The sequence below is a fragment of the Starkeya nomas genome, from assembly GCF_902703545.1.
Lineage (GTDB): Bacteria > Pseudomonadota > Alphaproteobacteria > Rhizobiales > Xanthobacteraceae > Ancylobacter > Ancylobacter moscoviensis.
Window position 1 is genome coordinate 2,106,442 of record NZ_CACSAS010000001.1, and the last position, 23,244, is coordinate 2,129,685.

A 23,244-nucleotide genomic window follows, 5' to 3' on the forward strand; every position below is an offset into this window, starting at 1 on the left:
CCGAGTCTGCGCCTGATGACGTGGAACATTCATGGCGGGATCGGGCCGGACCGGTGCTTCGACCTCTCCCGCATCGCTGCGCTGGTGGCGCGGCATCGGCCGGATATCCTCGCGCTCCAGGAGGTCGACACCCGCGGGCGCCCGGTCGACTGCCTCGCGCCGCTCGGCGCGTTCGACATCGCCCACCTCACCGAGGCGAAGACCATGGTGGTGCCGGACGGGCATTACGGCCATGTGCTCTATTCGCGCTGGCCGATGCGCGACGTGGTACTGCACGATCTGTCGATGCGCTGGCACGAGCCGCGCATGGCGATCGAGACAAGACTGGAGACGCCGTTCGGCCCGCTGCATCTGGCGGCGGTGCATCTCGGCCTCGCCATCTGGGAGCGCCAGCGGCAGGTGATGGCGCTCGCCACCATCGCGCGGCGTATCGGCGACATACCGACCGTCATGATGGGCGACTTCAACGACTGGCTCTCATTCGGCCGGGTGCGGCGGACCATGGCAGAACTCCTGCCGGAGCGCACCCGGCTGCGCAGCTTTCCCGCCGGCCGGCCGATGCTGTCGCTCGACCGGATCTATTGCAGCCGGCACGCCACGCTGGTGCGCGCCTTCACCGACCTGGAAGCCGCAACGGCCTCCGATCACCTGCCGGTCATCGCCGATATCCATCTTGCGATGGCCGATGCCCGGCGGGAGCCGGATTGGATCGATGATACAGGAGTGGAAGTCAGCCTTTGGGGCTGATCACCGTTGAGGATGGCATCTGGATCGATCTCAGCGGTCAGTACTTCGGATGATATCGAGGGGAACGCCGTTATTCCTGTAGGCATCTTTGATATGCTACGCGTGTCCGCCACGGAAGGGCGCGCATGTCTTATTCTAGCTCACTACGAAGACTTGTATTCGTTATTTATTATGATAAATGACGACACATCATATTATGTACTATTATGTTATAATGAATTCTTCAGAATCATAGCGCTCTCCGGTGCGATAAACAAGAATACATGAAAGTGCACTTCCTCGGACGAGGGCGCGAATCCGGTACTGGCGATCTATCGTTCCCGCTTCGCCGAGCAGGCTAGCGTGGTGCGGGCGGCGGGATAGGTCGGCGGTTGGCCTGCTGAACCGTACGTCCCTGCGGAACGAAGCGACGCTACTTACGTTCTTCGCTTGGGCTTGGGAGGACAATCCCATGGAGACGGACATGGCCGAGAAGACGCTCGATACCCTGTTTCATGAGACCCTCAAGGACATCTATTACGCCGAGCGCAAGATCCTGAAGGCGCTGCCGAAGATGGCGCGCGGCGCTCAGTCGCCGGAGGTCAAGGCCGCGTTCGAGAAGCATCGCGACGAGACCGAAGGCCATGTCGAACGCCTGCAGCAGGTATTCGAGATGATCGGCAAGGGCGCCCAGGGCAAGACCTGCCCGGCGATCGACGGCATCATCGAGGAAGGCGAAGAGATCCTCGAGGAGTTCAAGGGCCAACCGGCGCTCGACGCCGGCCTCGCTGCGGCGGCGCAGGCCGTCGAGCATTACGAGATCAGCCGATACGGCACGTTAAAGCGCTGGGCTCAGGTGCTCGGCATGAACGACGCGGTGAAGCTGCTCGATGCCACGCTGAAGGAAGAATCCCTGACCGACGAGACGCTGTCGAAGCTCGCCGATCAGGTGGCCAACCAGAAAGCGCTGAAGGCCGCGTGAAGTAAAGGGGTATCGGCGACGGCCGGTGCCCCTTCCCGCGTGATCCAGGCAGCGCTTGTCGGAGAGCTTCATGGGCGAGCCCGAACTCCATCCCAACCGCAGATCGATCTGGCGCCGCTACGGCTATGGCTGGGTGACGCTTGGCTTCTTCCTCATCTCGCTGATCGGGCACTGGCTGTTCGGCTGGCTTGCGTATGTAAACGAGCAGACCCAGCATGGCACGCAGATCGCGGTCTCCGGCTATGTGGTGGAGATGATGCGCGACACGCTGGAGAACTGGCAGTCCGAATTCCTCCAGCTGATCTGGCAGATCGGCGGCCTTGCCTTCCTGCTCTATGTCGGCTCGCCGCAGTCCAAGGAAGGCGACGATCGCATCGAGGCCAAGGTCGACGCCATCCTCGCTGCCGTCGATCCGAAGAACGCGAGCAAGCTGATCGACGAGATCGATCGCGAGTATGCCGGCCGCCACACCGACGAACGCTGGCAGCGGCTGGCACAACGGGGACGGGGAAACTGAACTTTCCATTCCACCGCAATGGGTACTCTCATCCACTCCTTGATTCAGGAAGATACGTTCAGCTGGTAATATTTTGATAACAGCTCCAAGAAACACACAGGCGTTATCATCAGTATTTGCTGGCAAACTGGAACGCCCTGCCGCTCGGCGCATTGTCGAGAGCATCTCCGGCCCCAAGGAGCTCCCGATGAAAGCGCTGACCTGGCACGGCAAGGGTGACATTCGCTGCGAGAGCGTGCCCGACCCGAAGATCGAGCATGGCCGCGACGCCATCATCCAGGTCACCTCCTGCGCCATCTGCGGCTCTGATCTGCACATCTATGGCGGCATCATTCCCAGGATGGAGAGCGGCGACGTGCTCGGTCACGAGACCATGGGCGAGGTGGTCGAGGTCGGACCGGAGAACACCAAGCTCAAGGTCGGGGACCGCGTCGTGGTGCCCTTCACCATCTCCTGCGGCGAATGCTTCTTCTGCAAGCGCGGTTTCTATTCGGGGTGCGAGCGCACCAATCCCGATCGGGAGAAAGCCGCCAAGCTCTGGGGCAACTCGCCCGCCGGCCTGTTCGGCTATTCGCACCTGCTCGGCGGCTATGCCGGCGGCCAGGCGGAATATCTGCGCGTGCCTTATGCCGATGTCGGTCCGATCAAGGTGTCGGGCAATCTCACCGACGAGCAGGTGCTGTTCCTCTCCGACATCTTCCCGACTGGCTACATGGCGGCGGAGTTCTGCGACATCCAGCCCGGCGACACCATCGCCATATGGGGCTGCGGCCCGGTCGGACAGATGGCGATCCGCTCCGCCTTCCTGCTCGGGGCCGAGCGGGTGATCGCCATCGACACCGTGCCGGAGCGGCTAGCGCTGGCCAGTCAGAGCGGGGCCGTGACGCTCGATTACATGGAAGAGGATATCTACGACCGCATCATGGAGCTCACCCATGGCCGCGGCGCCGACGCCTGCATCGACGCGGTCGGCACCGAAGCCGAGCCGATGGCGAGCGCCGATTCCATGCTCGACCGGGTGAAGACCGCCCTCTTCATGGGTACCGACCGGCCGCATGTGCTGCGCCAGGCGATCCATTGCTGCCGCAACTTCGGCACCGTCTCCATCGTCGGCGTCTATGGCGGCTTCCTCGACAAGGTGCCGATGGGCTCGGCGATCAACCGGGGGCTGAAGTTCCGCATGGCCCAGACGCCGGTGCAGCACTATCTGCCCATGCTGCTCGAACGCATCGAGAAGGGCGAGATCGACCCGTCCTTCGTCATCACCCATCGCGCGTCGCTGGACGAGGGCCCCGAGCTCTACAAGACGTTCCGCGACAAGCAGGACGGCTGCATCAAGGTCGTTCTCAACCCATAAGGAGACCTGCCATGGCCTATGTCGCCAAGCCGCTCGCGGTCGTCACCGGCGCCTCCACCGGCATCGGTTTCGAGCTCGCCCGCATCGCCGCCGAGAAGGGCTACGACCTCATCATCGCTGCCGACGAGCCCCGCATCGAGGAAGCGGCGCTGAAATTGCGTGGCCTCGGCGCTGCCGTGGTGCCGGTCGAGGCCGATCTCGCCCAGCTCGAGGGCGTCGACGAGCTCTACGAGACCATCCTCACCATCGGCCGGCCCGTCGATCTCCTGATGGCCAATGCCGGCATTGGCCTCGGGCACGCCTTCCTTGAGCAGGATGTCGACGCCTGGCAGCGTGTGGTCGACACCAACATCACCGGCACGATCTATCTGATCCAGCGGATCGGGAAGGACATGCAGGAGCGCAATGCCGGACGCATCCTCATCACCGGCTCGATCGCCGGCTTCATGCCGGGCTCGTTCCAGGCGGTCTACAACGGCACCAAGGCGTTCCTGAACTCCTTCTCTTTTGCCTTGCGCAACGAGTTGCAGGACACCGGCGTCACCGTCACCTGCCTGATGCCCGGTGCCACCGACACCGAATTCTTCGCCCGCGCCGGCATGCTCGACACCAAGGTCGGGCAGGACGAGAAGGACGATCCGGCCGAGGTTGCCAGGAACGGCTTCGAGGCGATGATGAACGGCGAGGGCGATGTGGTCAGCGGCTGGAAGAACAAGCTGCAGACCGCCGCTGCCAATGTCATGCCGGCCGGCATGCTTGCTGAACAGCACCGCAAAATGGCCGAGCCGGGCTCGGGCAAGCATTGAGGACGGAGCGATGCTGCCGCTTCTTACGAGGGCCATTCTCTCCGGCAGCGCGGTGAGCCTTGCCACCAGCGTGGCGCTCGCCCTGTTGGCACGCAGCGAAGGGCGGCACGCGGTGCAGCCGGTGAATTCCACCAGCCACTGGTTCCTCGGCGAGGCCGCCGGCCACTCGCGGGCCATCGACCTCAAGCACACGCTCGGCGGCTTCGCCACGCATCACGCGGCCTCCGTGTTCTGGGCGATGGTGTTCGAAGCGCTACAGCGCCTGCGCCCGAACAAGGCGCCGCTGGGCGACGCCGTCGCCGTGTCGGCGCTCGCCGCTCTCGTCGATTACGGCGTTGTTCCGAAGCGCCTGACGCCGGGCTGGGAGAAGGTGGTGACACCCAAATCCATCGCCCTCGCCTATGTCGCCATGGCGCTCGCCTTGGCGGCCAGCTGCCCGCGGGTCCACGGGCGCGAGCGACGGCAATGAAACCGCTCGATCGCATCGTGCTGGGAGCGATCGCTGGCTTTGCGGCCACCCTTCCGATGACCATGGCCATGCGGGGCCTGCACGCCCGGCTGCCGCGCACGGAGCGCTATCCGCTGCCGCCCCGGGAGATCAGCGAAGACCTGCCGCGGCCGGGGATGAGCGCCGCAACGGCCGCGCTGCTGTACCACTTTCTCTATGGGGGAGCGGCAGGCGGCCTGTACGCGCTGCTGGTCCGCCGCCGCGACGTCGTCAACGGCTCGGCCTATGGAGTGGCGGTCTGGCTCGCCAGCTATCTCGGCTGGATACCGGCGGCAAGCATTCTGCGCTTCGGCACCGAGCACCCGGCACGGCGGAATGGCCTGATGATCGTCGCTCATCTGGTGTGGGGATCGGCCCTGGCGCTCGGGCTGGAAGAATTGGCCGGGGCCAGGACCGAGAGCTTCTCCCGCTCGACCAGCCCAAGATCCGCCTTGAAGGACCGCACGGAGTTCTCACGATGAACACTGCCAATCTGCAGATGGAAGGCGTACTACTCGCCCTCGCGGCGCTGTGCGACGTGCTGAAGCGGAAAGACGTGTTGAATGGGGACGAGATCGCCGCGGCGCTCGACCGTGCCGAGAAGGGCGCATCGGCGCGCGCGCCCGGCCTCAGCGAGGCCAATGTCGAGGCGATCCGCTTTCCTATCCGCTTCCTGTGCCGAGCCATGGAGCGCGACGGCGATGCGCTCGACTATGCCGCCATCGCCGCCGGCATCGGCCGCATGCGCGACAGTCTGTCGGTGCAGAGCTCCTCGCCGCCCGACGGCCCGATGGATCTCTAGCCGAAGAGCTGGATTTCGGGCCTGGCGATCATCAGCCACAATATGCCGAGGATCGCGCCGAAGGCCGGGAAGCCGAAGCCGAACCAGGTCCAGAAGATCCGGTGATAGGCGGGCGGCAGCGGCGTGCCGTCCCGCTCGGCGGCTTCCGCGAGGTCGCGCAGGCGCATCTGCATGAAGACCACCGGAATCCAGAAGGCGCCAATGACGAGATAGAGGACGATCGACAGCACGATCCATCCTTCCGTCAGCGGATAGCCGACCTCGCGCGCCAGCAGCACGCCTGTGATCGGCTGGACGACGACGGCGCTGGCGGTGAACAGGAAGTCCGCCGTCACCACGATGCGGGCGACGCCGGCGATCTTCGTCGCGTTGCCGGTGAAATGCGCCATCACCATGAAGAAGGCGATGCCGGCGCCGGTGCCGATCAGCACCATCGCGCCGATGAGGTGCAGGAACTTCAGGATGAAATAGGTCATTAGCGATCCTGCAAGGTGGCCAGCGCCACCAGGTGCAGCGCGATCACCGGCGCGATCTTCAGGAGCGGCGCCAGCGGATCGAGCCACAGCCAGGGCGTGAGAAGGGTGCCGGCGAGGGCGTAGAACAGCGCGACCGCGATGCCGGCGAGGAGCGCGAGGCGCGCGGTCCGCCGGATGGCGATGCCGATGCCGACCAGAAGATCGGCCAGCCCGCCGCCGACAACCGCGACAGGCGCCAGCCCGGCCGCCGCCCCGCCCTGCTGCATCATCGCTATGCCCGATGCATAGCCTTGCCCGAGCGAAGCGAGGCCCGAGCCGATCCAGAAGATGGCGAGGCTCACCAACACCAGCGGCTTGAGCAAATAGAGCCCGGCGAACCACCCCTCCTGCACCGAGGCTGGACGGGCGTTGAGCATCGATTCTATGGAACGGGGCACGATGCCGGTAATACGGGTCCATTCGCTCGCATCGCCCACCGCGCCGCGGGCAATCTCGCGCCGCGCGGTCGAGCGCACCGGCGGGCGCCAGCCGAGCAGGCCGGCAAGATCGCCCAGGCGGTAGACGAGGCCGGCGAGCCAGCCGGGCAGAGCGATCTCACGCGCCGGCGCGTGGCCGAGCCAGCGGCGGTAAAGGCAGATCAGTCGAGCGAAGTCGAGCCGGTCGGGTCCCGCAAGTTCCAGCGCCAGCCTTGCCGGCGCCTCCGGCTTCCGGAAGAAGGCGACGGTCGCCACCACATCCTCCAGCGCCACGGGTTGCAGCGGCGCGGTGTCCGGCATCACCGGCAAGATCGGTTGCGCGGCCAGCCCGCGGATCAGCGCGCTTGCACCATAGGCCGACGGGCCGAGCACGACGGAAGGGCGCAGGATCACCCAGTCGAGCCCGCTCGCCATCAGCGCCTCGTCGCCCGCCCGCTTGCTGCGCGAGAACTCGCTCGGGGTTATCCGGTCGACACCCATGGCGGAGAAATGGACGAGGCGCCGCACGCCGGCGGCTTCACATGCCGCGACCAGCGCCGTCAATCCCCGCTCATGCACGCCGGCGACGTCGTCCGCCGGTCCGCTCTGCAACGCGCCGGCACAGTTCACCACCGCGTCGATGCCGGCGAGATGGCGGCGCCATTCATGCGTCGAGGCACGGGCGAGGTCGACCGCCTCCCAGCCTATCGCCGGTATGCGGCGCGACGCCGACCCGAGATGGCGCGCCACGCCGGTCACGGCGTGACCGGCGGCGCAGAGAGATGCCGCGACGTGCGAGCCGATGAGGCCGGTGGCGCCGATGACGAGGATGCGGCTCATGGTGGCGACATACGATCGGGCCGCCGGCCGTCAGTCCGCCAGCTTTTCCGCCATTTCGAGGTGATGCCGCAGCTCCGGCAGCGTCTTGCCGGCCCAATCCTTCAGCGCCGGGTTGTCGCCTTCCTTGGCGTAGCGCTCGAACAGCGAGACGGCCGCTTCATGCGCGTCGACCTGGTCTTCGTGGTACTGGTCGATGAACTCGCTGCCCTGCAGCTTCTTCAGGTCGTCGAGCTTGCCCTGATGAGAGCTGTCGAGCGCGGCAGGTGGCGTGATCTGGATATTGGCGCTGACCAGCAGGCCCTTCAGCTCCGTCGTGGTCTTCTGGTGCGCAGCGATCATCTGCGTCGCAAAAGCCTTGGTCGGCTCATCGCCGCGCTCCAGCGCAAGCTCGCTCGACTGGATTTCGAACATGTCGCTGACGGCGGCTTCGGTGACGAAGTCCTGCGTCGAGGGGCTGATGCCGAGCACGGAATTGACGCCGGTCTTCTCGCCAATCGACTGGGCGGCGGCGGGTGTCGCCGCGATGAGAAGCGCGGCCACGAGATGAAGCGTCTTCATCGTCTTTCTCCATCGGTTCGATGATGCAGCAGCCCGATGTATTGCGAGCCATCGCGGCGCTCGCGGACTAATGGCGCCGGGGCATCAATGTTCCGATAGGCAAAGAGATTCGAGGCAGGAGAACAGGAAGGATTACTCGGGTACATCGAACAACATAATACTATACCACATCCTGTGATACGAATTCGGGGTCAGCCCTGGTCCATGCCTGGATAGCCGGAAGCCTTGAGCAGGCCGGCGAGGTGCACCGCACTGATCGCGAGCGAGGCGGTCTGCTTGTGCGTCTTCTCTGCCGGCTGTTCCAGATCCTGATAATCGACCGAACCCATCGCCTCGCCAACCCAGTAGGTGCCGGCGCCGGGAGCGAGACTGAAGCCGACATCGTTGAGCGCCTGGAACAGCTCGGCATGGCAGTGATGCGCGCCGTCCTCATTGCCGACCACCGCCACCGCCGCGACCTTGCCGAAGGACGGCATGCGGCCGCGCTCGTCACCCTCGCTGAGAAAGGCGTCCATCTGCTCCAGCACGCGCTTGGCGACGCTGGAGGGCTGGCCGAGCCAGATCGGCGTGCCGATCAACAGGATGTCGGCGGCCAGAATGCGCCGGCGCAGCGCTGGCCATTCGTCGCCTTCACCCTCGTCCGAGGTCACGCCTGGCTTGATGTCGAGATCGGCGACGCGGACGACCTCGCCGGCGACATCGAGCTTGCCGAATTCGGCCAGCGCCTCGCGTAGCAGCTTTTCGGTGGAAGACGGCGCCGCGCTTGAGGGTGCAATTCAACGCGACAACGGAAAGCGCCATGTCGGTCTCCTCTCGGTGGGGCGATGGCCCGGCGTATGTTCAGAGCCACCCGAGCGAGCGAAGCAGGGCGCGCATTTGCTCGGTTGCCATCTTACGATGGGACGGCTGACCGGAAACGGCTGCCTTGGTCACCGCGGTCACTGCCGCCTGGCACAGCTCGCGGTCGCCTTCGCTTGGCTCGTGCAACGCCAGCAGTCCGTGCGCATCGTCGAGCGTGCGGAGCGTCCGCGCCTCGCCGTCCCTGTGAAAGGTGAGCGGCTCCGACAGGTCCATGTCCCAGCCCTCAGTCATCACGGCTGCCCGCCTCGATCATGGTCTTCAGCGGCTCTTCGGCAATCGCCGCCTCGATCTCCTCATGGCCGGGCGTGTCCGGCAGCGCTTTGCGGAAATTCTCCGCATAGTCCGGCGGCATTTTCGGCGGCATCATCGGCTCGGCGGCGTCGACCACCGCCTCGATCAGCACCGGCCCCTCAGTGGCGAAGGCCCGGTCCAGCACCTCCTCGACCTGGTCGGGGTGGGTGATCGAATAGCCGATGCCGCCCATCGCCTCGGCGGCCATAGCGAAGTCGATCGGCTGCAATTCGCAGCCGAATTGCGGGTTGCCAAGGAACATCATCTGCTCCCATGCGATCTGGTTCAGCATGTTGTTCTTGATCACCAGCATCTTCGAAGGGATGCTATAGCGCACGGCGGTAGAGAACTCGCCGAGCTGCATGGCGAGCCCGCCATCGCCAACCACGGCGAAGATCGGCCGGTCCGGAAAAGCGAGGCCCGCGGCGATGGCATAGGGCAGGCCGCAGGCCATGGAGGCAAGCGAACCAGAGACGCCGAAGGCCTGGCCCTCGCGCATGTCGATATGGCGGGCGGCAAGTTCGGTGTTCTGCCCGGAATCGGTGACCAGCACCGCGTGGTCCGGCAGGCGCCGCCCAAAGGCGCAGGCCACCAGCTGGGGCTTGAGCGGCAGATCCGCCTTGGTCTCGGAGGTAACCATCATCTCGCGCCAGCGCGCCATGCCGGCCTGCGCCTCCTCAAGGAAGCCTCGGTCGCGCTTGCGAGTCAGCCGCTCGTTGAGCAGGCGCAGCGTCTCGCCGGCATCGCCGACGAGGCCAATCTCGACCGGGTAGCGCAGCCCTATGCGCTGGCCGTCGCGGTCGATCTGTACGCCTTTCGCTTGGCCGGGCTTGGGGTAGTACTCGATATACGGGAAGGTCGAGCCGACAATCAGCAGCGCGTCGCAGCGTTCCATCGCCTCCTGCGAGGGCAGCGTGCCGAGCATGCCGATGCCGCCGGTGGAATGGGGATGGTCGTCCGGCAGCACCGCCTTGCCGAGCAGCGCCTTGGCGACCGGCGCGGCGAGCAGGTCGGCCGTGTGCTCCAGCTCGGCACGGGCACCAAGCGCACCGCGGCCGGCGAGGATCATCACCCGCGAGGCGTCGTTGAGTAACCTCGCCGCCTCGTCGAGGTCACGTTCGGTCGGCAGGCGCCGTCCCTCGAACCAGCCGTTCGGCACATGGCCGGGCGGGTTGCGCTTGGAGCGCTTCGCCTCGCTCAGCGCCTGCTCCTGCACATCATTGGCGATGGAAAGATGGGCGACGCCGCGCTTCGACAGCGCCGAGCGGCAGGCAAGGCTGGCGACGCTCTCCATATGCGCGGGGTCGCTCACCTGCGTGTTGAACACGGCGACGTCGTTGAAGACGCGGGTGAGGTCGACGTCCTGCTGGGTGAAGGTCTCGATGAGATCGTGGAACTGCATGCCGGTGATGGCGAGCACCGGCGCCTGGTCGAGCTTGGCGTCGTAGAGCCCGGCAAGCAGATGCGCGCCGCCGGGGCCAGAGGTGGCAAGGCAGACGCCGAGCTCCCCGGTCCATTTGGCATAGGCACAGGCCATGAAGGCGGCGGATTCCTCGTGCCGCACCTGCACGAAGCCGATTCTGTCCTGCCGCGTGCGCAGCGCTTCCATGATGCCGTTGATGCCGTCGCCGGGCAGGCCGAAGATCACCTTCACCCGCCAGTCGATCAGCGTGTCGATAAGAATATCCGCAGCCGTGGGCATGGCGCGCTCCATCTCTCCAGAGGAATGAGGTCGGCCGATGCGCCCCAAGACACCCGCCGCGCGGTCAGCGGCCGAATTCGTGCCGCAGTTCATCCTTGGCCGCTTCCAGCACCTTCTTCTGCGACTGCGGCAGGTTCTTCCCGGCACGGTTGATGTAGAAGGTCAGCATCGACATCGCCGAGCGATAGGGCGACGATTTGCGCCGATGGCTCGTCTCGGCTGAATGCTTCAGCGACTTGGCGATCTCGCGGGGATCGTGGGATTCGAAGACGTCCTTCCTGAGGTCGAGTGCGTCGCTGTGCTCGGTGACCTCGGCGGACCATTTGCGCTTTTCAGCCATGTGTCCTCCTTTCGCCGACGGTGCCGGCGGTTCGTCATTGGGTATGGACTCGGCCCGGCCCTGCGGCCGCGGTCAGGAATGGGTATGGTGTTCGGCGTTGCGCTTGCGCGTCGCTGCCGCCTTCTTCGCCGAGGCGGAACGGTCCGCGGCTGAGCGGTGTGCCGAGGTCGCGCCGCCGATCTTCCCGCCCTTCTTGGCCGAGACGTGGGTATCCTTCTTGCCGCGACCAGAGCCGGACTTGTTGCCGCCGCCTGATTCCTTGTTCACAGTCGCCCAGGCGCGACGTTCGGCCTCTTTCTCCGAGACGCCCCGATCCTCATAGCTCTCGGCGATGTGGTCGGCCTTGCGTTCCTGCTTGTCGGTGTATTTCGACTTGTCGCCACGCGGCATGGCTTTCTCCTAAGTTTGGGTCAGGACGCGTGGCCATGAGCTCCGTCAACGCGACCTTCAATCGGAAGCCAACGCGCGAGAGCAGGAAACGCTCCTTGGTGAGTATCCATCTGTTGCTTAGCCATTTGGCGTTACCACTCGCCAGGAGGTTGGCATCCTCATCCGCGCAACACTCATCACTGCAGATTGCGCCGTGCGTCCGACACCATGCCGGGTGGGCGATGAAACGCTACGACGGATGCCATTCCCCGCCGATCTCCGCTGACCGATAGGCAATTGCCTGGGGATGGACCACCCATCATCGCGAGGGTCGCGTATGGGAAACTCACCATCGTGTGTTCGACGCAGCTGGAACGACATAGCCGTCGCGATGTTGGCGCATGGGCTACCGGACAGGATCAGCTTCATGACGATCGTCGATCATCCCGCGCCGGCAGTGTTCATCGCGCCTCCAATCCATCCCACGCTTGCAGCAGCCCCGGCGACCTGCTTCGTCGGCGCTTTGCTGACGGATCTCGCCTATTGGCGATCGGCCGAGATGTGGGCCGACTTCTCGGCCTGGCTGATCAGCGCCGGCGTGGTTCTCGGCTGGCTGTTCCTGATCGCCGGCCTGATCGAGATCGCCCTCCGCCCGTCGGTGCGCATTCGCGAGGGCATCTGGCTCTATATCGCCGGCAATCTCGTCGTGCTGGTGCTGGCGACGTTGAACATGCTGGTGCACACCCGCGACGCATGGACCTCGGTAGTCCCTTGGGGACTGTTTCTGTCCGCAGCCACGTTCGTGGCCCTGATAGGCACCGCGAGCTTCGGCTGGCTGATGATCTACCGTCCTCGCTGTGGAGTAACCGTCCAATGACCCGCCATCCCATTCCGGCCGGCCGCATCGCGGCCATCGCCCTGTGCTGCGCCGCCCTGACCGTCACCGCCTATGCCGCCGACGATTTCGATCCGCAGACCTAGGTCGGCCCCAATCCGGTGCTGCCGGAGCCGAACCAGTATCTGTTTCCGCCGATGCATCTCGCGGAGGTCGTCGGCTGGGGCGACGGCCAGACCCCGACGGTCGCCCCCGGTCTCAAGATCGAGGCGCTGGCCAACGGTTTCCAGCATCCGCGCTCGCTCTATGTGCTGCCGAACGGCGACGTGCTGGTGGTGGAGTCCAAGGCGCCGGGCGGCGAACCGATCAAGCGGCCCAAGGATATCGTCATGGGCTGGATCGAATCCTGGGTCACGTCAGGCGGCGACGCCGGCGAGAGCAACCGCATGCCCCTGCTGCGGGACGCTGATGGCGACGGCAAGCCGGAGACCCGCTCGGTGTTTCGTGACCATCTCCATTCGCCGTTCGGCGTTGCGCTGGTCGGCAGCGACCTTTATGTCGCCAACACCGACGCCATCAGACGCTATCCCTACAATGAGGGCGACACGAAGATCACCGCGCCGGGGACGAAGCTCACCGATCTGCCTGGCGGACCGATCGACCACCACTGGACCAAGAGCCTCGTCGCCAGTCCGGACGGTTCGCTGCTCTATGTCGGCGTAGGCTCCAACAGCAACATCACCGAGAACGGACTGGAGGCGGAGAAAAGCCGCGCCGCGATCTGGGAGGTGGACCGCACCTCCGGCCGCTGGCGGATCTTCGCGAGCGGGCTGCGCAACCCGAACGGGCTGAGTTGGAGCCGCAGAGCGGCGCACTCTGGGCGGTGGTCAACGAGCGCGACGAGCTCGGGCCCAACCTCGTCCCCGACTACATGACTTCGGTGAAGGACGGAGCCTTCTATGGCTGGCCCTACAGCTATTACGGCCAGCATGTCGATGAGCGCGTACAGCCACAGCGGCCGGATCTCGTCGAGAAAGCGATTCCGCCGGACTATGCCCTGAGCTCCCACGTAGCGCCGCTCGGTCTCGCCTTCTACACGGTGCAGGCGTTGCCCGAGAAATACCGCGGTGGCGCCTTCGTCGGTGAGCATGGCAGCTGGGATCGCGACCGCTTCAACGGCTATAAGGTGGTGTTCGTCCCCTTCGCCGACGGCCGCCCAAACGGCAAGGCCGAGGATGTGGTGACGGGTTTCCTCACCTCCGACGGCAAGGCTCGCGGCCGGCCGGTGGGCGTCGCTGTCGACCGGAGTGGCGCCCTGCTCATTGCCGACGATGTCGGCAACACCGTCTGGCGGGTGACGGCCGCAAGCCCGAGCTCGTGACGGCTGCCCAAGTCATATGGCCGGAGGGAGCGACGAGCGCTTCGGTGCTGATGGAAAAGCCGAAGGCGCCCAGGAGACCGTTTCGTTGTTCCATCGCCAGATCATCGGAACCTTCTATCCTGGGCGACCGCAAATAGCGACGGCATCAATGAACGGGACCCCTTCCTTCCGGGAAGAACAGAGCTACGGCCTCGGCCAAGGTGATCGGCTCGTCGCCCCTCCACTGGTCCAGATTTGGACGCATGTGAATGCGCCGCAGCGGGTCGTAGCTCATCGACGATCTCCCTGATTGCTGAGGGACGCAGCGAGCGGTCAGGCCAAGGCGTCGGCCGTCAGTCCGAGAACATCTGCCAGCCTGCGGAGAGCGGCCGCGCTGGGGGCTCTGAGCCCGATTTCCATCGCGGCGAGCTCGTCTTCCGCAATGCCGACCTTGTCGGCGAGTTCGGCGATCGGGAGCCCACGCTTCTTCCGCCAGAAGGCGAGAGGTGTAGGAGCGGCGAGATAGGCGTCCATGTCTTTGTCGCTGATGAGGGTCTCGGTGCCAGCTTCGAGGCGCGCCAGCGCAGCGCTTGCGATGCGGGCATCCTCGTCGTCGCTCATGCCGACCTCCAAGCCCTACAGTCCCAGCGCTTTGCGCAGGGTTTCGTTGATGCGCCCCTGCCATCCCGGCCCAGACCGCTTGAAGGCTTCGATCACGTCGACATCGAGCCGCAAGGACTGCAGCTTCTTCGGCGCCTCAGCCTTCGGCCGGCCACGTGAGCGCTTGATGCCCGCGGCAAGCCCCGGCACCGCCTCGGTGAACGTGCTGGCTTGCGCCAGTTCCTCGCGGGTGCTGGGGCGTTCCATTTCCGGGTCAGGGCCGATCAACTCCCCCGTCCCATCGTCGATCCACCAGCCGTCTTCGTCCAGATGGACGCCTCCGGCGGCTATGAGCGCCTTCATCTCGCGCTCATAGACCTGCCATCGACGCAGCATCTCGGCATCGTCTTCCGGGGTTCCCGTCAGATCCTTGGTGATGAACTGCGGCCACCTAGCCATTCCAGAACCTCCTTTCTTGCCGATCCGCGCGGCGCATGGAGACGATCGAGACGGCTTCCTCGCCGAGGACGCGGAACACGACGGCCACCACAACGGCGCCGTTGAATTCTCCGATGGCCATCAGGCGCTCGCCCTTGGCCGGGACGATGGCAGCGGCGGCGAAGAAATCCTCGGTCAGCTCGGCGAAGTCGAAGCCGTGCTTCTCGATATTGGCCAGCCGCTTCGGCTCGTCCCACAGGATGATCATGAAATTAGCGTAGCTACGCAAATGCGGGGCGTCAATTGTCGTAGCTACGAAAAATATTGCTGTCGCTCACCGACATGTGGAAGGCGCAGGGCGCGCCGGAGAACATGGAGTCATTCAATGGGGCCCGGAAGGGCCACTAACCATCAAGTCGTTTCGCACAGCAGCGAAGCGGGGCGATCTCGCCTGGGTCAAGGTCGCCGGCAAGATCTTCACGAGCCCGGATTCCGTGCGCGAGATGCTGAGACCTGTCGCGAAGGGAAAGGAAGACACGGTCAGTGTGCCCTCCAGTCCTGCGCCGAACGACGGTGGTCTCAGCGCCCAAGAGGCCGCGCGCACAACGCTCGCTTCGCTGCGCATGCGCCGTAAGCCGGACGGCAAGAGCTAGAGCTGCGCGGCCCTAGCCTTTGAGCCTCCGCGCGATCTCGTGCTCGACGCGCTTCATGATCGCGGGCGGCACGGCGGTCTCCCACAGCGCCTTCGTCTCGTCCTTCACCATCTCGCGGGCGATGTTCGGCCCGTACAGCGGCTTGATCGGCCCGCGCTTCGGGGTCAGGCGGTGATAGACCCTGCCACGCACGAAGAAACTGCCCTTGAACACGCGGCGGACGCCCCACGGCCGGGCCGAGACGCCCTTCTTCCGCTGCACGGCGCCGAACAGGTTCAGGTTCGTCTCGTCGCCCGTGGCTTCGAGCGCGTAGAGGAGCCCAGGCTTCTCGCGGAACTTCGTCTCAATGGCCTTGTCGATCAGGCCGTACTTGATACCGGTCTGCTTCGTGAGGGTCCGCTTGATCTGGGTGCGGGCTTCGTTGCCGCCGCGCCAGAGCGCGGATTTCATCACAGCATGTGCCTCTTTCGCGCCGAGCATGGCGAGCCGGTTTCCGAAGCGGGCGAGAATCTTGTCCTGCGGCGTAATGATGATCTGCATCACTCAATCCCTATGTCTGCATGGATGCCGCGGAGGCTCTGGCCGAGGGCCGGAGAGGTCTGGATGCGGACGCTCGACCCGTTGATCTCGAGGATCGCGCTCTTGAGCTGCTGCGCCTTGGCAATCGCGGCATCGAGAGAGCCGGTGTCGACCGCCGGCGCCACCCGCGTGCCGGCGACCTGATCCAGCGCAGCCTTGGCTTCACCGGCCTTCGTTGACAGCCCGCCAAGGGCGGCGGCGCCCGCATCGGCATCGGCCTTCACGCTCTGCCCAACGGCCGGAGCCGGAGCGGGCGCCGGCGGTGTCGGATCATCGTAGGGGGCAACGGGCACAATATCGACCGGCGCGGCACGGCGCGGATCCGGAGCAGGCATCGGCACCTTCGCCCCCTCCCGAGCCGCTTCCGCCTTCGCCGCCTCGATGGCCTCCCGGCGCGTTCGGTAGGCGTGAAACGATGCCCGGCCGGCATCGGCGTCGATGGGGATTTCGACCGGACCCGGCAGCGGCTCCGCCAGCGCGCGGGCGGCGAGCTCTCGCTCGCCCCTCTGCAGCTGCAGCTTTTCGAGCGCCTTCCGCGCTTGGTCGGCACGGCCTTTGGAAAGGGGCGACTTCCTCTCGGACGCCTCCGCGCGCTCGACGTCGGCCTTCGCGCCCTCGATCTTCCTGTCGAGGGCGGTGACCTCCTCCTGCGCCTCGCGGGCGCGGCCAAGGTCGGGATTGGCGCGCTCCGCCTCGCGGCGGTCGTTGGCGGCCTTCTGTTCCTCGGGTGTGGCGATGCCCGCCATCTTCATACCGCCACGGATGATATCGCCGACGGAGTAGCCGGTCTTGTCCTGCACCCACTTGTCGAAATCGTCGATCTCGCCCTTTACCGCACGGATATCCTGCACCACGCCGTTCAGCATGGAGATCACCGGCGACGCGGCGAGATCTCCGATGTCACGCCCGAACTGTTCGAACCGGTTCATGAGCCGGTCGAGGTTCGCCGTGGTGTCTCCGGACACGCGCTCCAACGCGCCGGCAACGGCGCCTCCCGAGTTCTTGAGCAGGCCATTGATGCGGCCGATCTCCGCCCGCTGCGCCAGCAGCGCCCGCATACCGCGCGCGAATTCCATATCAGAGAAAAGCTGCGGAACCTTCGAGAGATCGCCCTTAAGCGCTTTGTTTGATAGATCGAGGAAGACGTCCAGAAGGTCTTTCCCTTCGCGGCGCGCGACCGCCATCTCCTTGCGAAGGTCGACGCCGAACTTCGCGAATTTCTTTGCAGTCTCTTCGCTTTCCATTTTCGCGAAGACATTATTCATACTGGTGGCAGCCTCTTCGGAGGTACCCATTTGCTTTCGCATGACCTGCAACATAGCGACCAGCTTCCGCACGCCTTCCTCGCCCTGGAGCCCGATGGCGGCGGCATTCGCTGCCAGGCTCGGGAGGTAGCGGGCCATATCGCGGAGCTCGAATTTGCCGAGATTGCCACCTTCTACGAGGACATCGAAGGCTCGCTGCATCTCACCGCCGGCAATCTTAAAGCTCGTCGCCAGCGCGTCGGCGGTGCTCGCGATGTCGCTCGTCTCGGCGCCGGCGGCATGCGCCGTGCGGACGACCGCAGGGAGGAAGCCCATCGCCTCAGGCAGCGTCCGGCCGGCGGCGACGAGCGCCTCAAGGCCAGACACGACCTGTTCGAGGGGAACGCCCGCTTCGTCGGCTACCTTCGACACATCGACGGTCGCCGCCTTCACCTCGCCGATGCCGGCGCCAGCGGTGATGCCCACGCGGTTCATTTGCCTTTCGAGTTCCGCGAAGGAGCCGATCGCCGATTTCACGCCCACCGCGACACCAGCGACGCCGCCTGCTGCGGCCAGCACGCGGGTGGTGGCGAGCGCGGCGGCGTTCCCGGCTCTGGTCGCGATGCCGGTCGCAGCGCTCGCCCTGGTCACGGTGCCCTGGAGCCTCTGGACGGACGCCCCGACTTTCGCGGCAGGCCCGCTGACTTGATCGAGGAGCCGGACCGCGAGGATCGACGTGAGCGAAGCCATCAGACGGCACCTTCAATGATGTCACGAATGGACTGCGGCAGCGTCTGCGCGAACGAGCCGAGCACGAGATCCTCGTCGCCACCACGGAGGGCACGGAAGAGCGCAAGCGGCTCATTCGTCACCGCGACGAGGATGTCGAGCAGGGTCTCGTGAACGCCCATCTGCACGTCGAGCGCGACGCCGAGCGGAACCGGCGGGATGACGACCTCCTCGACCAGCCGAGTGCCGATCCGGAAGGGATGCGCCAGCGCGATCCGGATGCCGGCCGGACGGGTGTAGGTGACGCCCAAGGTGGGGAAAGCGGCCACGGTCTCGTCCTCGATACCGTCGAGCCGATCATCGACGAGCGGCGACGGAGAGGACTGCGCAGCTGCGGCTGCGACCGGTTTGTCGAAGGGCGTCGAGGGCTCGGCGTCGTTCCCGTGGAGAACGACATCTCCGTCACGGAAGACATAGGCGTGGTCATCGGCCATTACGGCCTCCTGTCGTCAACTTGGGGTAACGAGACGCGCCGGCTATCGGCGGTTCCGAGGCTCTCCGGCAAAGCAAAGCCCGGATTGCCGAAATGGAAAAACACGCGAATTCTGGGGCTGCGAACAGTCGCACCCCACCGGTTTCGGCATACGGTCCCTAACATCTTGCCCGGCCGCTACAGCTTCTGGGTAACACTTGTCGCCAAACTGCAACAATGGGTGGAAAGCATCGGCAGGGATGATCCGCATCATTGCCAGCGCGGCGTGGTTGCTGAATCGAGGGCGGCCAAGGGGGCGCCGGGCGCGCATCCCCGCGCTCAGCGGAACGTCCGCGCGATCACGACCCGAGGCGCTTCTCATACGACGTCAAACTCCGCATCGAAGGAAAAGCCATCGTCGAGGATCCCATCAACGAACGCGGGGCCTTCATCGCCCACAATCGCGAGGAGGCGCTCCACGAGCTCGGCTCTCGATATGTCGCGGACGGCGGCAGCATCGTCGAGCGCGGCCCGGGTCTTCTTGTTGATTACGGCCGGGACGCAGCTGTCACCATTTCGCCGCCGGTGAAGCTTGATGCCGTAGCGCTTGCACGCATTGGCCACTGAAGCACTACTGCAGCCTAAGACGTTCTCGATGTCCGGGCCGTTAAAGCCCAAGCCCACCATGTATCCGAAGCTAACCAGCGTGCGCCGGCTCCACCATCGGCCAGTTGACGGGCTCGCTCGGACGAGCGGATCGGTCAGGGTTGGAGCGGCGGTATGCTGAAGACTATTCATGCCGAGCGTCCTTTTTTCCGTATCCGTGGGAGCCTTGATCGCTTTGCGGGCTTACCGCCTCGCAGTTGGACGGCGACGCCCCAAGATCGGGAATCGTGTCGTCCATGCCGTCGGACGGCCCCTCTCCCAGTTCGAGCAAGACGAGTTCGGCGTCGCTGCGAAGGTTAGCCAACGTCTCGACATCGAGGGCCGCCGCGCGATATGCGGCCCGAACATCGACGCAAAGATCGTGAAGCTCGGCGATCGACGGGCAAAATTTCAGAGTGCGAAGTGCCTGGCGGGCCGCGGCCGCAACGACCGGTGGCGCAAATCCGCGATACGGAGGCTGCTCTTCGATCGCGGCGAGGACATCGACGGCCGCGTCGACGTAAGCGTCGGGCGATGCCGGCCGCGCATTCGGGATGGCGTCCAGCATCTTGGAGAGGACAATCCGCGTGATGTTTTCCGCCGGTTCACCGCGCCATATCGTCTCGAAGTGCTCCGAAATCCGCCACAAGGTGGCGGAATCCGGAAGGTCCTTGATCCGCTCCAGGGCAAGCGGGCGAAGCGAGGATGCGTCATCCAGGCTCCAACCCTCCGCCGTCAGGCGAGGATCTTCGTGAATGTCGCGGCCAGCACCCGGCAGTCGGCAGTATTTGGAGACCAGCGGTGCAAGCGCCTTCCTAGTCCAGTCCGGCCGTTCAGGATCGAATACGATCCCCGATGCGCGAAGAGCAGGGAGTGTCATCCTAACTGGCGCCCCCACATCGCGATTTCGCGCGCAAGTTCGATCGGGTCGATCGTCTCCCGGGCGTACTCGGTGAACGAAAAGCCTCCGTACTGTCGGTTTTCCGTCGATCGAGGGCTGGTAAGATCTATCTGGTCCTTCCAGTGACCGCTCCGTAACCAGTTCTCCGCGAGCTTCGTAAACCGGGCCGGCTCACCCTGCCGGCCTGCTGCGTATCGGAGCGCGCCGGCCAGCAACTCCGCCACGGTCGCCTCGCCGCTGCCGATCACCCGGTTGAACTCCCGTCGTGCCCCTGCCTCGCCGTCGTGGCGCGGATAGGCCGACCACCACCGGGAGAAATCATCTTGGACGCCCGGAAGGGAAGATCCCTGCGCCGGGCTCAGAGATCGAGTTTGAGGGGGGAGGGGGAGAGTCTCCTCTCTATTCTTTATTCTTCCCTTTATATTAGGATGAACTGTACTTCGGGGTTCGATGTCGAATTCTTCAGGGTTGGCGACACTCTGGTTCAGGGTTCGCGGCTCCAACCCCGAACCAGAGGACAGGGTTAACCCTGAACTCTCCTTCGTGGTTGAAGCGCTCATCCCTGAACTGGCGTTCAGCGTTTCGCCGTTTGCAGGTTCTTCATCGGGAGCACCCGCGGAGACGAGATCAAGGCGCAGCGAGTAGCTATTCGCATGCCGACCTCGGCTGCTTCGCCGCTCGATCCAGCCGGCCTCGATCAGGTCGGCGATGGACTTCGCAGCCCACCTGGTGGACATCGCCACCTCGCGGGCCAGCGTGGCGACCGACGGGTCGCAGCGCCCGTCCTCGCCGTTCACGTGCATCGCCAGACGGGCGGCGAGGAGCCGTGTGCCTGCGGTGAGGTTCGGCGCCGCCATCACGGCGGCGATCCATTGGAAGCGCTCGCGCGGTGTCATGTCTGACCTCCCGCTTCCGGAATGGTCGTCCGGGCCCATTTCTCGCCAAAGCGCTCGTAGTGGCCCCGCCGGAAAGCGGTCAGCGAAGGGCTATAGGCCCCCTCGATCTCAACCTCTCCCGGTCCAGGGATTGCCCTGCTCGCTGCGCGCAACGTGCGGAATCGACCCAGCGACACGCCGTCGAGATCCATCGCTACGAAGACGTACTCGCCGTCCTGGCGGATCGAGCCGATGCGCTCGCGGCCGCCGTACACTCCGATAAGGAAAACTTGCGAAACAGGGGCGTTGCGTTTAGATTTTCTTAAATCACTTTTGCCGAGCCGACGAGCCTTCTGAGCCTTCTGAGCCTTCGCCTTTGCCCCGCCCGTGGCTGCCACCGCGGCGGGGCCTTGCGTTTCTGGGGCGATCATGATCGCACCCTCACGCCGCTTCGCCGAGAACCGCCGCAAGCAACTTCTTGCGGGACGCGACCCAACGCTCACCAATCTTGTTCGCCGGAAGATGCCCGGAGTTGAGCATGTGAAAAGTCTGGCGCTCGGTACGCCCGAGCAGCTTGGCGATTTCTTTGACGCCCCAGACCAGGTCGGCAGTGCTGTTGTCAGCCGTTGTCATTCGCTTGACCTTCCAGTAACCATAACGACACCACGATAGTGCCGCGGCGGTGACGGTGTCAATATGGTGCCGTTATGGTGCAGATGCTTTGGAAGGGGACCGACCGGTGAATGACGACGCAGATGAAGTGAGGCTCACCCTCAGATTGCCGATCGGGGTGCGGGACCGGTTGATCGAGAAGGGCAAGGCGAGCGGCCGATCACTCAATGCAGAAATTGTAACTCGCCTGGAGAGAACCATCTCCGAAGAAGATGAGTATGTGAATATTTATGAATACGCGGGAGAACTTGAGCAGCGCTTGGAGAAACTTGAACGTCTCGTTGGAGATCACGACGAAATGCTTCGTCCAGGCAGATATGAGCGAGACTGAAAATGTCAGTTCGCAAGCGCAATTGGACTACCGCGAAGGGCGAGGAAAAGACCGCCTGGGTTGTCGATTACCTCGATACCAAGGGGACCCGTCGGCTGAAGACCTTCGCCAAGAAGAAGGAGGCGGACGCCTTCGCCGCTACGGCAAGCGTCGAGGTGCGCGCCGGCACCCATGTGGCAGATTCCGCCAGCATCACGGTGGAGAAGGCCGGCGCATTCTGGATCGCCACGGGCGAGGCGGAGGGCCTCGAGCGTTCGACGATCGCGCAGCGAAAGAACCACCTGACGAAGTACGTCGTGCCGCTGTTGGGCAGGACGCTGGTCAGCAAGCTCTCGGTGCCCGTCATTCGCAAGTTCGAGGACGACCTACGCGAGCAGGGCACCTCCGCCGCGATGATCAAGAAGGTCGTCGTCAGCCTTGGATCCATCATCGCCGACGCTCAGGAGCGCGGCCTCGCCACCAAGAACCCCGTTCGCGACATGCGAGCCAAGCGGGGCGGCAGCAAGCACCGCATAGAGGCGCGCCAGAAACGCAAGCTAGTGGTCGGTGAGGACATCCCTACGCCGGCTGAGGTGCGGGCCCTGCTCAATGTCGTTGCGGGCCGGTGGCGCCCTTTGCTGATCACAGCCGTCTTCACCGGCATGCGTGCCTCGGAACTTCGCGGCCTGCGATGGCAGGATGTGGACCTTGAGAAGCGCCAAATCCGAGTGCGGCAGCGCGCGGATGAGTTCGGGCAGATTGGAGCGCCGAAGTCCGAAGCCGGCGAGCGCGACATTCCGCTCCCGCCGATCGTGGTCAATACGCTGAAGGAGTGGCGGCTTGCATGCCCGCGCCGCCAGACCGGCAAGGGCGACGCGGGCGAGCCCGTGACGGAGCCCCACCTTGTGTTTCCCAATGGCGCCGGGAATGTCGAGAACCACAAGAACATCCTTCGGCGCGGCCTCGAGCCGGCACTGGTCAAGGCTGGCGTGTCGGTTCCTACCGGCGAAACCGACAAGAATGGTCAGCCGATCAAGGTCGCGAAGTACGGCGGGCTTCACGCCCTCCGGCACTTCCACGCGTCCTGGCTGATCAACCGACCGCGCGACGGAGGGCTCGGCTTGCCCCTCAAGGTCGTTCAGGAACGGATGGGGCACGCCTCGATCACGATGACGGCGGACGTCTATGGCCATCTCTTTCCGAGGGTGGATGACGCCGACGAATTGGCCGCTGCCGAGAGTGCACTGCTCGGATCGAACGCGACATAGACGCGACACGAGACGAAAAAATCTTTATATCTCAGTGATCCACTCAGGCATCATAATCCTGGGGTCGGGGGTTCAAGTCCCTCTCCCGCTACCA

Annotated in this window: 31 protein-coding genes and 1 pseudogene; 12 read left to right on the plus strand and 20 right to left on the minus strand. The window is 64.9% G+C overall.

The annotated features are described in order from the left end of the window. Positions 1–15 precede the first annotated feature (15 nt). The 8 genes from STARVERO_RS10235 (at position 16) to STARVERO_RS10270 (ending at position 5,677) form a co-directional block, all read left to right on the plus strand. A complete protein-coding gene (locus STARVERO_RS10235; protein WP_159598776.1) occupies positions 16–747 on the plus strand; it encodes an endonuclease/exonuclease/phosphatase family protein in 732 nt (243 codons plus the stop codon). 463 nt (positions 748–1,210) lie between these two features. After that, entirely contained in the window at positions 1,211–1,708 is a 498-nt protein-coding gene (locus STARVERO_RS10240) for a YciE/YciF ferroxidase family protein (protein ID WP_159598777.1), read from the plus strand. A gap of 70 nt (positions 1,709–1,778) precedes the next feature. Next, positions 1,779–2,225 (plus strand): DUF6766 family protein, encoded by a 447-nt coding sequence (locus tag STARVERO_RS10245; RefSeq protein WP_159598778.1) that lies wholly within the window; start codon positions 1,779–1,781, stop codon positions 2,223–2,225. 187 nt (positions 2,226–2,412) lie between these two features. Continuing rightward, complete coding sequence (locus STARVERO_RS10250) at positions 2,413–3,582, plus strand: zinc-dependent alcohol dehydrogenase (RefSeq protein WP_159598779.1); 1,170 nt, start codon at positions 2,413–2,415, stop codon at positions 3,580–3,582. An 11-nt stretch (positions 3,583–3,593) separates the two neighbouring features. Then, entirely contained in the window at positions 3,594–4,388 is a 795-nt protein-coding gene (locus STARVERO_RS10255; protein WP_159598780.1) for an SDR family NAD(P)-dependent oxidoreductase, read from the plus strand. A 10-nt stretch (positions 4,389–4,398) separates the two neighbouring features. Further along, the gene (locus STARVERO_RS10260; RefSeq protein ID WP_159598781.1) at positions 4,399–4,857 is read left to right on the plus strand and encodes a hypothetical protein; all 459 of its coding nucleotides are present in this window, start codon (positions 4,399–4,401) and stop codon (positions 4,855–4,857) included. Then, positions 4,854–5,357: a hypothetical protein gene (locus tag STARVERO_RS10265; protein WP_200837767.1), complete on the plus strand. Its 504-nt coding sequence runs from the start codon at positions 4,854–4,856 to the stop codon at positions 5,355–5,357. The genes STARVERO_RS10260 and STARVERO_RS10265 overlap by 4 nt, the downstream gene beginning before the upstream one ends. Then, on the plus strand, positions 5,354–5,677 hold the full coding sequence (locus tag STARVERO_RS10270; RefSeq protein ID WP_159598782.1) for a hypothetical protein: 324 nt from the start codon (positions 5,354–5,356) through the stop codon (positions 5,675–5,677). The genes STARVERO_RS10265 and STARVERO_RS10270 overlap by 4 nt, the downstream gene beginning before the upstream one ends. Here the strand turns inward: STARVERO_RS10270 and STARVERO_RS10275 are convergent. The 8 genes from STARVERO_RS10275 to STARVERO_RS10310 all read right to left on the minus strand — a co-directional run bounded on the left by STARVERO_RS10275 (position 5,674) and on the right by STARVERO_RS10310 (position 11,590). Further along, positions 5,674–6,153, minus strand: a complete 480-nt coding sequence (locus STARVERO_RS10275; protein WP_159598783.1) for a DUF2269 family protein — start codon at positions 6,151–6,153, stop codon at positions 5,674–5,676. The two genes, STARVERO_RS10270 and STARVERO_RS10275, sit on opposite strands and share 4 nt — an antisense overlap. Then, positions 6,153–7,448, minus strand: a complete 1,296-nt coding sequence (locus tag STARVERO_RS10280) for an SDR family oxidoreductase (RefSeq protein WP_159598784.1) — start codon at positions 7,446–7,448, stop codon at positions 6,153–6,155. Before STARVERO_RS10280 ends, STARVERO_RS10275 begins: the two co-directional genes overlap by 1 nt. 30 nt (positions 7,449–7,478) lie before the next feature. Beyond that, the gene (locus STARVERO_RS10285) at positions 7,479–8,006 is read right to left on the minus strand and encodes a DUF4142 domain-containing protein (RefSeq protein WP_159598785.1); all 528 of its coding nucleotides are present in this window, start codon (positions 8,004–8,006) and stop codon (positions 7,479–7,481) included. A gap of 191 nt (positions 8,007–8,197) precedes the next feature. Further along, positions 8,198–8,782 carry a flavodoxin family protein gene (locus STARVERO_RS10290; RefSeq protein ID WP_308678444.1) on the minus strand — a complete coding sequence of 195 codons (585 nt, stop codon included), beginning with the start codon at positions 8,780–8,782 and terminating at the stop codon, positions 8,198–8,200. Between the two features lie 64 nt (positions 8,783–8,846). After that, positions 8,847–9,080 (minus strand): hypothetical protein, encoded by a 234-nt coding sequence (locus STARVERO_RS10295; RefSeq protein WP_159598786.1) that lies wholly within the window; start codon positions 9,078–9,080, stop codon positions 8,847–8,849. Between the two features lie 10 nt (positions 9,081–9,090). Then, the gene (locus STARVERO_RS10300; protein WP_159598787.1) at positions 9,091–10,860 is read right to left on the minus strand and encodes a thiamine pyrophosphate-dependent enzyme; all 1,770 of its coding nucleotides are present in this window, start codon (positions 10,858–10,860) and stop codon (positions 9,091–9,093) included. A 64-nt stretch (positions 10,861–10,924) separates the two neighbouring features. Next, entirely contained in the window at positions 10,925–11,200 is a 276-nt protein-coding gene (locus tag STARVERO_RS10305; protein WP_159598788.1) for a DUF3175 domain-containing protein, read from the minus strand. Positions 11,201–11,272: 72 nt separating this feature from the next. Continuing rightward, on the minus strand, positions 11,273–11,590 hold the full coding sequence (locus STARVERO_RS10310) for a plasmid stabilization protein (protein WP_159598789.1): 318 nt from the start codon (positions 11,588–11,590) through the stop codon (positions 11,273–11,275). Between the two features lie 406 nt (positions 11,591–11,996). Between STARVERO_RS10310 and STARVERO_RS10315 the strand changes: the two genes are divergently transcribed. Further along, a complete protein-coding gene (locus STARVERO_RS10315) occupies positions 11,997–12,446 on the plus strand; it encodes a DUF2231 domain-containing protein (RefSeq protein ID WP_159598790.1) in 450 nt (149 codons plus the stop codon). Positions 12,447–12,550: 104 nt separating this feature from the next. Beyond that, positions 12,551–13,785, plus strand: a pseudogene (locus STARVERO_RS10320) (PQQ-dependent sugar dehydrogenase); the annotation flags it as partial. A 145-nt stretch (positions 13,786–13,930) separates the two neighbouring features. Here the strand turns inward: STARVERO_RS10320 and STARVERO_RS23685 are convergent. The 12 genes from STARVERO_RS23685 to STARVERO_RS10375 form a co-directional block, all read right to left on the minus strand. Continuing rightward, the gene (locus tag STARVERO_RS23685) at positions 13,931–14,059 is read right to left on the minus strand and encodes a hypothetical protein (RefSeq protein WP_280178119.1); all 129 of its coding nucleotides are present in this window, start codon (positions 14,057–14,059) and stop codon (positions 13,931–13,933) included. A 38-nt stretch (positions 14,060–14,097) separates the two neighbouring features. After that, complete coding sequence (locus STARVERO_RS10325; RefSeq protein WP_159598791.1) at positions 14,098–14,385, minus strand: helix-turn-helix domain-containing protein; 288 nt, start codon at positions 14,383–14,385, stop codon at positions 14,098–14,100. Positions 14,386–14,400: 15 nt separating this feature from the next. Then, the gene (locus tag STARVERO_RS10330; RefSeq protein ID WP_159598792.1) at positions 14,401–14,823 is read right to left on the minus strand and encodes a BrnA antitoxin family protein; all 423 of its coding nucleotides are present in this window, start codon (positions 14,821–14,823) and stop codon (positions 14,401–14,403) included. Beyond that, positions 14,816–15,070 carry a BrnT family toxin gene (locus STARVERO_RS10335; RefSeq protein ID WP_159598793.1) on the minus strand — a complete coding sequence of 85 codons (255 nt, stop codon included), beginning with the start codon at positions 15,068–15,070 and terminating at the stop codon, positions 14,816–14,818. The genes STARVERO_RS10330 and STARVERO_RS10335 overlap by 8 nt, the downstream gene beginning before the upstream one ends. Before the next feature lie 397 nt (positions 15,071–15,467). Next, the gene (locus STARVERO_RS10340) at positions 15,468–15,995 is read right to left on the minus strand and encodes a hypothetical protein (protein ID WP_159601709.1); all 528 of its coding nucleotides are present in this window, start codon (positions 15,993–15,995) and stop codon (positions 15,468–15,470) included. Beyond that, entirely contained in the window at positions 15,995–18,028 is a 2,034-nt protein-coding gene (locus STARVERO_RS10345) for a phage tail tape measure protein (protein WP_159598794.1), read from the minus strand. Before STARVERO_RS10345 ends, STARVERO_RS10340 begins: the two co-directional genes overlap by 1 nt. Beyond that, positions 18,028–18,501: a hypothetical protein gene (locus STARVERO_RS10350; protein WP_159598795.1), complete on the minus strand. Its 474-nt coding sequence runs from the start codon at positions 18,499–18,501 to the stop codon at positions 18,028–18,030. The genes STARVERO_RS10345 and STARVERO_RS10350 overlap by 1 nt, the downstream gene beginning before the upstream one ends. A 356-nt stretch (positions 18,502–18,857) precedes the next feature. Continuing rightward, the gene (locus tag STARVERO_RS10355; RefSeq protein ID WP_159598796.1) at positions 18,858–19,277 is read right to left on the minus strand and encodes a hypothetical protein; all 420 of its coding nucleotides are present in this window, start codon (positions 19,275–19,277) and stop codon (positions 18,858–18,860) included. After that, positions 19,270–20,004, minus strand: coding sequence for a hypothetical protein (locus tag STARVERO_RS10360; RefSeq protein WP_159598797.1), 735 nt, complete (start codon positions 20,002–20,004; stop codon positions 19,270–19,272). Before STARVERO_RS10360 ends, STARVERO_RS10355 begins: the two co-directional genes overlap by 8 nt. Next, complete coding sequence (locus tag STARVERO_RS10365) at positions 20,001–20,921, minus strand: helix-turn-helix domain-containing protein (protein WP_159598798.1); 921 nt, start codon at positions 20,919–20,921, stop codon at positions 20,001–20,003. Before STARVERO_RS10365 ends, STARVERO_RS10360 begins: the two co-directional genes overlap by 4 nt. Then, positions 20,918–21,331, minus strand: a complete 414-nt coding sequence (locus STARVERO_RS10370; RefSeq protein ID WP_159598799.1) for a hypothetical protein — start codon at positions 21,329–21,331, stop codon at positions 20,918–20,920. The genes STARVERO_RS10365 and STARVERO_RS10370 overlap by 4 nt, the downstream gene beginning before the upstream one ends. A gap of 10 nt (positions 21,332–21,341) precedes the next feature. After that, positions 21,342–21,533, minus strand: a complete 192-nt coding sequence (locus tag STARVERO_RS10375; RefSeq protein WP_159598800.1) for a MerR family transcriptional regulator — start codon at positions 21,531–21,533, stop codon at positions 21,342–21,344. A 106-nt stretch (positions 21,534–21,639) separates the two neighbouring features. Here STARVERO_RS10375 and STARVERO_RS10380 point away from each other — a divergent pair, with 106 nt between their 5' ends. Next, complete coding sequence (locus STARVERO_RS10380; RefSeq protein WP_159598801.1) at positions 21,640–21,903, plus strand: Arc family DNA-binding protein; 264 nt, start codon at positions 21,640–21,642, stop codon at positions 21,901–21,903. A 2-nt stretch (positions 21,904–21,905) separates the two neighbouring features. Then, entirely contained in the window at positions 21,906–23,150 is a 1,245-nt protein-coding gene (locus tag STARVERO_RS10385) for a tyrosine-type recombinase/integrase (RefSeq protein WP_159598802.1), read from the plus strand. Positions 23,151–23,244: the final 94 nt, after the last annotated feature.

Excerpts from the sequence above, each read along its gene's own strand:
- STARVERO_RS10235 (WP_159598776.1), top strand. The coding sequence starts at position 16 with ATGACGTGGAACATTCATGGCGGGATCGGGCCGGACCGGTGCTTCGAC.
- STARVERO_RS10240 (WP_159598777.1), top strand. The coding sequence starts at position 1,211 with ATGGCCGAGAAGACGCTCGATACCCTGTTTCATGAGACCCTCAAGGAC.
- STARVERO_RS10245 (WP_159598778.1), top strand. The coding sequence starts at position 1,779 with ATGGGCGAGCCCGAACTCCATCCCAACCGCAGATCGATCTGGCGCCGC.
- STARVERO_RS10250 (WP_159598779.1), top strand. The coding sequence starts at position 2,413 with ATGAAAGCGCTGACCTGGCACGGCAAGGGTGACATTCGCTGCGAGAGC.
- STARVERO_RS10255 (WP_159598780.1), top strand. The coding sequence starts at position 3,594 with ATGGCCTATGTCGCCAAGCCGCTCGCGGTCGTCACCGGCGCCTCCACC.
- STARVERO_RS10260 (WP_159598781.1), top strand. The coding sequence starts at position 4,399 with ATGCTGCCGCTTCTTACGAGGGCCATTCTCTCCGGCAGCGCGGTGAGC.
- STARVERO_RS10265 (WP_200837767.1), top strand. The coding sequence starts at position 4,854 with ATGAAACCGCTCGATCGCATCGTGCTGGGAGCGATCGCTGGCTTTGCG.
- STARVERO_RS10270 (WP_159598782.1), top strand. The coding sequence starts at position 5,354 with ATGAACACTGCCAATCTGCAGATGGAAGGCGTACTACTCGCCCTCGCG.
- STARVERO_RS10275 (WP_159598783.1), bottom strand. The coding sequence starts at position 6,153 with ATGACCTATTTCATCCTGAAGTTCCTGCACCTCATCGGCGCGATGGTG.
- STARVERO_RS10280 (WP_159598784.1), bottom strand. The coding sequence starts at position 7,448 with ATGAGCCGCATCCTCGTCATCGGCGCCACCGGCCTCATCGGCTCGCAC.
- STARVERO_RS10285 (WP_159598785.1), bottom strand. The coding sequence starts at position 8,006 with ATGAAGACGCTTCATCTCGTGGCCGCGCTTCTCATCGCGGCGACACCC.
- STARVERO_RS10295 (WP_159598786.1), bottom strand. The coding sequence starts at position 9,080 with ATGGACCTGTCGGAGCCGCTCACCTTTCACAGGGACGGCGAGGCGCGG.
- STARVERO_RS10300 (WP_159598787.1), bottom strand. The coding sequence starts at position 10,860 with ATGCCCACGGCTGCGGATATTCTTATCGACACGCTGATCGACTGGCGG.
- STARVERO_RS10305 (WP_159598788.1), bottom strand. The coding sequence starts at position 11,200 with ATGGCTGAAAAGCGCAAATGGTCCGCCGAGGTCACCGAGCACAGCGAC.
- STARVERO_RS10310 (WP_159598789.1), bottom strand. The coding sequence starts at position 11,590 with ATGCCGCGTGGCGACAAGTCGAAATACACCGACAAGCAGGAACGCAAG.
- STARVERO_RS10315 (WP_159598790.1), top strand. The coding sequence starts at position 11,997 with ATGACGATCGTCGATCATCCCGCGCCGGCAGTGTTCATCGCGCCTCCA.
- STARVERO_RS23685 (WP_280178119.1), bottom strand. The coding sequence starts at position 14,059 with ATGAGCTACGACCCGCTGCGGCGCATTCACATGCGTCCAAATCTGGAC.
- STARVERO_RS10325 (WP_159598791.1), bottom strand. The coding sequence starts at position 14,385 with ATGAGCGACGACGAGGATGCCCGCATCGCAAGCGCTGCGCTGGCGCGC.
- STARVERO_RS10330 (WP_159598792.1), bottom strand. The coding sequence starts at position 14,823 with ATGGCTAGGTGGCCGCAGTTCATCACCAAGGATCTGACGGGAACCCCG.
- STARVERO_RS10335 (WP_159598793.1), bottom strand. The coding sequence starts at position 15,070 with ATGATCATCCTGTGGGACGAGCCGAAGCGGCTGGCCAATATCGAGAAG.
- STARVERO_RS10340 (WP_159601709.1), bottom strand. The coding sequence starts at position 15,995 with ATGCAGATCATCATTACGCCGCAGGACAAGATTCTCGCCCGCTTCGGA.
- STARVERO_RS10345 (WP_159598794.1), bottom strand. The coding sequence starts at position 18,028 with ATGGCTTCGCTCACGTCGATCCTCGCGGTCCGGCTCCTCGATCAAGTC.
- STARVERO_RS10350 (WP_159598795.1), bottom strand. The coding sequence starts at position 18,501 with ATGGCCGATGACCACGCCTATGTCTTCCGTGACGGAGATGTCGTTCTC.
- STARVERO_RS10355 (WP_159598796.1), bottom strand. The coding sequence starts at position 19,277 with ATGAATAGTCTTCAGCATACCGCCGCTCCAACCCTGACCGATCCGCTC.
- STARVERO_RS10360 (WP_159598797.1), bottom strand. The coding sequence starts at position 20,004 with ATGACACTCCCTGCTCTTCGCGCATCGGGGATCGTATTCGATCCTGAA.
- STARVERO_RS10365 (WP_159598798.1), bottom strand. The coding sequence starts at position 20,921 with ATGACACCGCGCGAGCGCTTCCAATGGATCGCCGCCGTGATGGCGGCG.
- STARVERO_RS10370 (WP_159598799.1), bottom strand. The coding sequence starts at position 21,331 with ATGATCGCCCCAGAAACGCAAGGCCCCGCCGCGGTGGCAGCCACGGGC.
- STARVERO_RS10375 (WP_159598800.1), bottom strand. The coding sequence starts at position 21,533 with ATGACAACGGCTGACAACAGCACTGCCGACCTGGTCTGGGGCGTCAAA.
- STARVERO_RS10385 (WP_159598802.1), top strand. The coding sequence starts at position 21,906 with ATGTCAGTTCGCAAGCGCAATTGGACTACCGCGAAGGGCGAGGAAAAG.